Source organism: Candidatus Eisenbacteria bacterium (genome assembly GCA_016867715.1).
Classification (GTDB): domain Bacteria; phylum Orphanbacterota; class Orphanbacteria; order Orphanbacterales; family Orphanbacteraceae; genus VGIW01.
The window spans coordinates 43,745-50,379 of the sequence record VGIW01000016.1 but is presented as its reverse complement, the minus strand read 5'-3'; the positions used below and the strand labels follow the sequence as shown (position 1 = coordinate 50,379).

The window sequence follows — 6,635 nt, the reverse complement described above, 5'->3', positions numbered from 1 at the left end:
CCTGGAGGCCTCCTTGGGGTTTCCCACCCGGAGGAGAAGGAGCGCCTCCTCGGCACCTACCGGGAGCGTCTCCTCGGTGTCGATCATCCTCCGGAGAGCGAGATCCGTGTCGTCCGCCGGGACGGCCACGTTCGTTGGCTCCGAGTCTACTCGGCGGCGATCGAGTACGGCGGTGAGCCGGCCGTCCAGCTCCTCTGCATCGACAACACGGCGCGGAAGAAGGCCGAGGAGGCGCTCCGTCGGAGCGAGGAGAACTACCGCACGCTTGCCGAGTCCTCGCCCGACTTCATCTTCGTCATCGATGCGGATCTTCGGGTGAAGTACATCAACACGGCGGCGGGACAGGCGGTCGGCCTGACCCCGGAGGAGGCGCTTGGCAGGCGGCTCGATCAAGTCTTCGAGGCGCCGGTCGCAGAGGAATACGCGGCCGGGATCCTCCGGGTGATGCAAACCGGAAGCACGACGACCGCTGAGCGCTTCTTCCGAACCGCGCACCGAGCGCTCTGGATCGCCACGACCCTTGTGCCGATCCGGTCGGAGGACGGAAAGGTCCGAGCCATTCTCGGCGTCTCGCGCGACATCACCGAGCGAAAGAAGGCGGAAGAGCAGATGCGGGCGCACGGCGAGAAGCTCGAGGTCCTCGTCCGCGAGCGGACCGAGCGGGTCCGAACCCTCGAGAGGCGTCAGGCGGAGATCGAGAAGCTCGCGGCGACGGGACGAATGGCCGCCCGCGTCGCGCACGAGATCAACAATCCTCTCGCCGGCATCCGGAACTCCTTCGTTCTCATCAAGGACGCGATCCCCTCGGAGAACTCGTACGCTCGTTACGTTCCGATCATTCTAAGGGAGATCGACAGCATCGCCTTCATCGTTTCGCAGATGTCCTCGCTGCATGCCCCTGAGGTCGGCGCCCCCTCCCGCTTTCCTCCGGCACGATCCGCGGAAGAGGTCGCGACGCTTCTTCGCCGCACGTGCGAGAAGCGGGGCGTGCGCCTCGAGCTCGATCTCGGGGATGGTCGCGCCGCGTTCACGATGACGGAGCCTCTTCTTCGCCAGATCCTTTATAATTTGATTCTCAATGCGATCGAGGCCTCTCCTTCCGAGGGGAGGGTCTCCGTCCGCACGAGGGTTCTCGACGACGGGGTCCTTCTGTTGGAGGTCGCGGACGAGGGGCCCGGCATCCCCGAGGAGAACCGATGGAAGATCTACGAGCCCCTCTTCACGACGAAGTCTCCCGGCGAGACCGGAGGCCTCGGGCTCGGCCTCCCCGTCGTCAAGTCCATCATCGAAGCCCTGAAGGGCTCCATCGATTTCGAGTGCACGCCCGGCGGCGGGACCGTGTTCCGGGTTCTCATCCCGCCGGACCAAGAAGGGGGTCAGGCATCATGAACCAAACCGGACGCATTCTCATCGCCGACGACGCGGAGGTGTTTCTCGAATCGACCGCGGATCTTCTCCGCCGCGCGGGGTACGCATGCGACACCGCCCCCGACGCGATCCGCGCGAAAGAGATGCTCCGCGGCGCTTCCTACGATCTCCTCATCGCGGACATCCACATGAACGGAAACATCGATCTCGAGCTGATCAAGGAGATGCCCGAGATCGCCGAGGGGGTCCCGGTCATCATCGTGACCGGTTACCCTTCCGTGAAAACAGCCGTGGACGCGATCCGTCTCCCAGTCGAGGCGTACCTCCTCAAGCCGTTCGAGGAGCAGCAGCTGCTCGCCGAAGTGAAGCACGCGATGCTCCGCTCGCGGACGCGCGAGGCGATTCGGAGCGCTCGAACCCAGCTCATGGAGTGGACGGCGGATCTCGAGAAGATGCTCGATGAGACCAAAGCCGAGCCCGCGGCCGGGCGGTCGCTTCCCGTCGACGCGTTCGTCGGGCTCACCTTCCGAAACATCATCGCGTCGCTCTCGGGTCTTCGCCTCCTCGCCGAGTCCTTGCTTCGCCAAGACGGGAGGCCCCCGATGGAGGCGTGCCGCCTCTTCGACTGCCCGCGGCTCGACGAGATGACTCAGGCGATCGTCGAGACCGTGGACGACATCTGGGCGACGCGAAACTCCTTCAAGTCGGTCGTGCTCGCCGAACGGAGGAAGAAATTGCAAACTCTTCTCCGGAGGATGGGCGTCGGCCCGTACGGCAAGGTCCCGCCGATCCCCGAGGATGCGAACTAGTGTCGTGTCCCGTGGGTGACTTGGCAGTTTCCGGCGAGACCTCGTGGTTCCTGGCGAGGCGCGACGACGACCGCGTATCCAAAGAGATACGCCGAGGAGGAGCAACGAAGCCAGGGGCCGCGAGGGTCGTCGAAAACGTCAAGGAATCCGCGGGACACGACACCTAGAGCGAGAGCGCGCGGACCGATCGATGAGGAAACAGACCCAGGCGTACCTCTTCGCCGTAGGCGCCGTTCTTTGCTGGTCCACCGTCGCTTCGGCGTTCAAGCTCACGCTTCGAGAGACCGATCCGATCACGATGCTTCTCTACGCGTCCTTCTTCTCGGCCGCGTTTCTTCTCGCCGTCCGGTTCGGGCGAAAACGCGAGAGAGGCGGCGGCAGCGGAACGCCGAGAGGAACGGCGTGGCGTCGATCGGCCGCCGGCGGGTTCTTGAATCCCTTCCTCTATTATGTCGTTCTCTTCCAGGCGTACGATCTCCTCCCGGCGCAAGAGGCGCAGCCGCTGAACTACACGTGGCCGATCATGGTGGTCCTTCTCTCCGCCCCTCTCCTCGGACAGAGGATTCGCCCGCTCGGGTTCGCGGCGATCCTCGTGAGCTTCCTCGGGGTGATCGTGATCTCCACGCACGGGAACCTCCGCGAGCTTCGCTTCACGAACGGACCCGGCGCGCTCCTCGCGCTCGGGAGCTCCGCGATCTGGGCTCTCTATTGGCTGCGGAACGTGAAGGACCCGCGGGACGACGCGGAGAAGCTCGCGTGGAACTTCGTCTTCGGCGCCGCGTACGTGCTTGTCCTTCATCTCGCGCTCGGGAAGGACCTCCGGATCTCGCCGCGCGGGCTCGCCGGGTGCCTCTACATCGGGCTCTTCGAGATGGGCCTCGCGTTCCTCTTCTGGCTCCGCGCGCTCCGCCTCTCCGAGACGTCGGCGAAAGTGAGCAACATCGTCTTTCTCTCCCCCTTCCTCTCGCTCTTCTTCATTCGTTCCGTAATCGGAGAGCGGATCCTCCCCTCGTCGGTCGCGGGGCTCGCGCTGATCGTTCTCGGGATATGGATTCAGCGGCGGTCGTAGGAAGACGGGACGCCGATCACTCGACGTGCACGACGTGAAAGAACGCGAGCGATCCGTACTCGCCGGGGAACTCGCGGTACGCGGGAGCGGGAGCGTTCCTCAGCCGATCCGCGACCTCGCTCGCCTCGCGGAGAGCGCGCGCGTACTCCGCACGCTTCTCCCGCTCCGGGAGGGGGGGCGTTTCGCGCGCTTCGGGCCGCAGGGCCTCGCTGACGCCGAAGGGAGGAGCGCTCTTCGGCGGCTCGTCCACGTGGCTCCACGTCCCGGTCCTCGCGCTGAAACGGTAGAGCGGAAGAAAGAGCGGGCCGTTCTCGGCCAGGAACTCCGTTGCGTCGAGAACGTACTCGAGGTCGCTCTCGTCCATCGTGTAATGAAAACCGAGCCGCACCCAGCCCGGCTTGATGCCGAGATACCCCGCGTTGATCTGACATCGGTATCTCTCGGAAAGGTCGTCGTCGATGCGAAGAAGGTGATGGCCGTACGGCCCCGCGCAGGAACAGCCCGCGCGCGATTGGATCCCGAACAGATCGTTGAAGAGCCGCGTGACGAATTTCGAGTGGAGATAACGGTCTCCGTGGCGAATGTTGAAGGAGAAGATCGAGATGTGCGTGCCGGGACGCGGATCGCCCAGGATCTCGAGCTTCGAATGGCCGGCGAAGCGGGCGTTGAAACGGCGGATGAACTCGTGCTCCCGCTCCTCGATCGCCCGAACGCCGATTCTCTCCTTGAGCTCGATCGCGAGCGCCGCCTTCATGATCTGAAGGGTGCCCGGAGTTCCCGGCTTCTCCCGCGCCTCGATGTCGGCCGTGTAGTCGTGGCCGTGTCTCCCGACGTAGTCGACCGTGCCCCCCGCCCCGAACGTCGGCGGGAGATCGAGCCGGTAGACCCGGCTGTTGAAGAGGAGAATCCCCGCCGATCCCGGGCCGCCGAGGAACTTGTGGGGAGAGAGATAGATCGCGTCGAAGTACGACTCGGCGTCGCGGTTCATGTCGATGGCGACGTACGGCGCGCTCGCCGCGAAATCGAAGCAGGCGAGCGCTCCGTTCCGGTGAAGAATCCGCGCCGTCTCGTATACCGGGGTCTTCACCCCGGTCACGTTCGACGCGGCCGAGAAGGAACCGATCTTGAGACAATTCCCGTACTTCGGATCGGAGACCTTCCTCTCGAGATCCGCCCGGTCGAGGCCTCCTTGTTCGTCGAGGGCGATCTCGACGACCTCGGCGAGAGACTCGCGCCACGAGACCTCGTTGGAATGATGCTCGTACGGGCCGACGAACACGACCGGTCTTGAGTCGCTCAAGAAGCTTCGGAATCCGGAGTCATCGAAGCCGATTTCCCGCGCGTACTGCTCGGCCTCTTTTCGCAGACGTTCGCGCGTCGCGGGAGGAATGTAGACGCCGAGGATCTCTTGGAGCTTCTGGATCGCTCCGGTGCATCCGGTTCCCGCGGCGACGATGCAGGTCGACGAGTCGCCGTTCACCGCGCGCTTGATGATCCGCTCCGCGGCGTGAAGCATTTCCGTCGTGCTCCGGCCGGTCTCATCGTCCTCGGTGTGCGTGTTCGCGTAGTTCTCCTGGATCTTCGCCAGGTAGCGCTCGATGAAACGGACGCCTCGCCCGGAGGCGGTGTAGTCGGCGTAGACCATCAGGCGCATCCCGAACGGCGTCCGGAAGCGGAAGCCCGCGCCGATGATCTCCTCTCGAAGATCGGAGATCGAGAGACGGGGGCCCGCGATCTCGCTCTCGGCCCGCATGCCGTCGGAAACGGTCTTCTCTCTCTTCACGAAATCACCTCCGCGACCGGCGCCCTCCGAGTATACGACAAGAGGAGCACGAACCCAACCGGCGGCCGCCTTCTTGACCCGAGGGCGAGGGCTTGCGAGAATAGCCGAGAGACACCGCCCGGCCGCGCCGAAGAAAGGAGCCCGCTTGCGACCGACCCTCCGGCTTCTCTCCGATGATCTCGCCGACCGCATTCTCGGCGAGGCGCGCGACGTCCTCCGAGAGATCGGCGTCACGATCCAAAACGACTCGGTCGTCTCCCTCCTCGCGGAACACGGCGCGCTCGTCGATCGCGAGACCCGCAGGGTCCGCATCGGGGATGCGCTTCTCGACCGTTCGCTCCGCGCCGCGCCCCGATCGTTCAAGCTGTACGACGTTCTCGGCCGGGAGACGAACGACTTCTCCGGGGACAACGTCCACTTCACCCCCGGTTCCGCGGCTCTTCACGTCCTCGATCCCGAGACGGACGCGATCCGAAAGCCCCTCACGCACGACTACGTCCGCTACGCGAAGCTGATGGGGGGCCTCGAGCATCTCGCCTCGCAAAGCACCGCCTTCATCCCGTCCGATGTTCCCGAGAAGATATCCGACAGCTACCGCTTGTTTCTCAGCCTGCTCTACTGCGAGAAGCCGGTCGTCACGGGAACCTTCACCATTGAATCGTTCGCCGTGATGCGCGACATGCAGATCGCGGTGCGCGGATCGGAGCGCGCGCTCGAGGAGAAGCCGCTCGCCGTGTTCTCTTGCTGCCCGACCTCGCCCCTCAAGTGGAGCGACGTGACGTCGGAGAACGTGGTCGACTGCGCGCGATCCCTCATCCCCGTCGAGTTCATTGCGATGCCCCTCTCCGGCTTTCTCGCGCCGGTCACGCTCGTCGGCACGCTCGTGCAGCACACCGCCGAGACGCTGAGCGGCGTCGTGATCGCCCAGTGCGCGAGAGCGGGGGCGCCGATCCTCTACGGAGGCTCGCCGGCCGCCTTCGACGTCCGCTACGAAACGACCCCGATGGGCGCGATCGAGACGCAAATGATCGACTGCGCGGCCAACGAGATCGGAAAGCGCCTCGGGCTGCCGACGCAGGCGTACATCGCGCTCTCCGACGCGAAGCTCCTCGACGCGCAGGCCGGGCTCGAATCCGCGATGGGGGCCGTTCTCGCGGCGCTCTCCGGCATCAACAACATCTCCGGCCCCGGCATGCTCGACTTCGAGAGCTGCCAGAGCCTCGAGAAGCTTGTCGTCGACAACGAGATCTGCGGAATGGTCCTCCGCCTCGTCCGCGGCATCGAGCCGAGGGAGGATTTCCCGTCGCGGCCGATCTTCGAGGAGCTTCTTCGCGAGAATCATCTCCTCATCTCCGCGCACACGCGGCGCCACCTCCGCGAGGAGCATCTTTTCCCGGGTCCCGTGATCGATCGCGCGAACCGGCCCCGGTGGATCGAGGAGGGGAGCCGTACGCTTCTGGAGAGAGCGCGCGCCGAGGTGGACGCGCGGATCGCGCGGCACGAGCCGCCCGCGATCGACGATGGCGTGCGGAGAGAGCTCGTGCGCCTCATGGAGCGCGAGGCCCGGCGGGCGGGAGCGAACGCGCTCCCCTCGCGGGAGTGAGCG

5 protein-coding genes are annotated in these 6,635 nt (G+C 65.4%); 4 read left to right on the top strand and 1 reads right to left on the bottom strand.

Going from position 1 to position 6,635, the window contains the following annotated elements; all coding sequences use genetic code 11:
- From FJY73_05085 to FJY73_05075, 3 genes are all read left to right on the top strand, one after another.
- A partial coding sequence (locus tag FJY73_05085; GenBank protein ID MBM3320032.1) for a PAS domain S-box protein occupies positions 1-1,389 on the top strand: 1,389 nt, incomplete at its 5' end.
- Positions 1,386-2,177 (top strand): response regulator, encoded by a 792-nt coding sequence (locus FJY73_05080; protein ID MBM3320031.1) that lies wholly within the window; start codon positions 1,386-1,388, stop codon positions 2,175-2,177. The genes FJY73_05085 and FJY73_05080, both read left to right, overlap by 4 nt.
- A 190-nt stretch (positions 2,178-2,367) precedes the next feature.
- Positions 2,368-3,246, top strand: coding sequence for a DMT family transporter (locus tag FJY73_05075; protein ID MBM3320030.1), 879 nt, complete (start codon positions 2,368-2,370; stop codon positions 3,244-3,246).
- 16 nt (positions 3,247-3,262) lie between these two features.
- Here FJY73_05075 and FJY73_05070 read toward each other — a convergent pair whose 3' ends face one another.
- A complete protein-coding gene (locus tag FJY73_05070; GenBank protein MBM3320029.1) occupies positions 3,263-5,029 on the bottom strand; it encodes an aminotransferase class V-fold PLP-dependent enzyme in 1,767 nt (588 codons plus the stop codon).
- A 73-nt stretch (positions 5,030-5,102) separates the two neighbouring features.
- On the opposite strand from FJY73_05070, the gene FJY73_05065 reads away from it, so the two are divergent.
- Entirely contained in the window at positions 5,103-6,632 is a 1,530-nt protein-coding gene (locus FJY73_05065; GenBank protein MBM3320028.1) for a trimethylamine methyltransferase family protein, read from the top strand.
- Positions 6,633-6,635 lie beyond the last annotated feature (3 nt).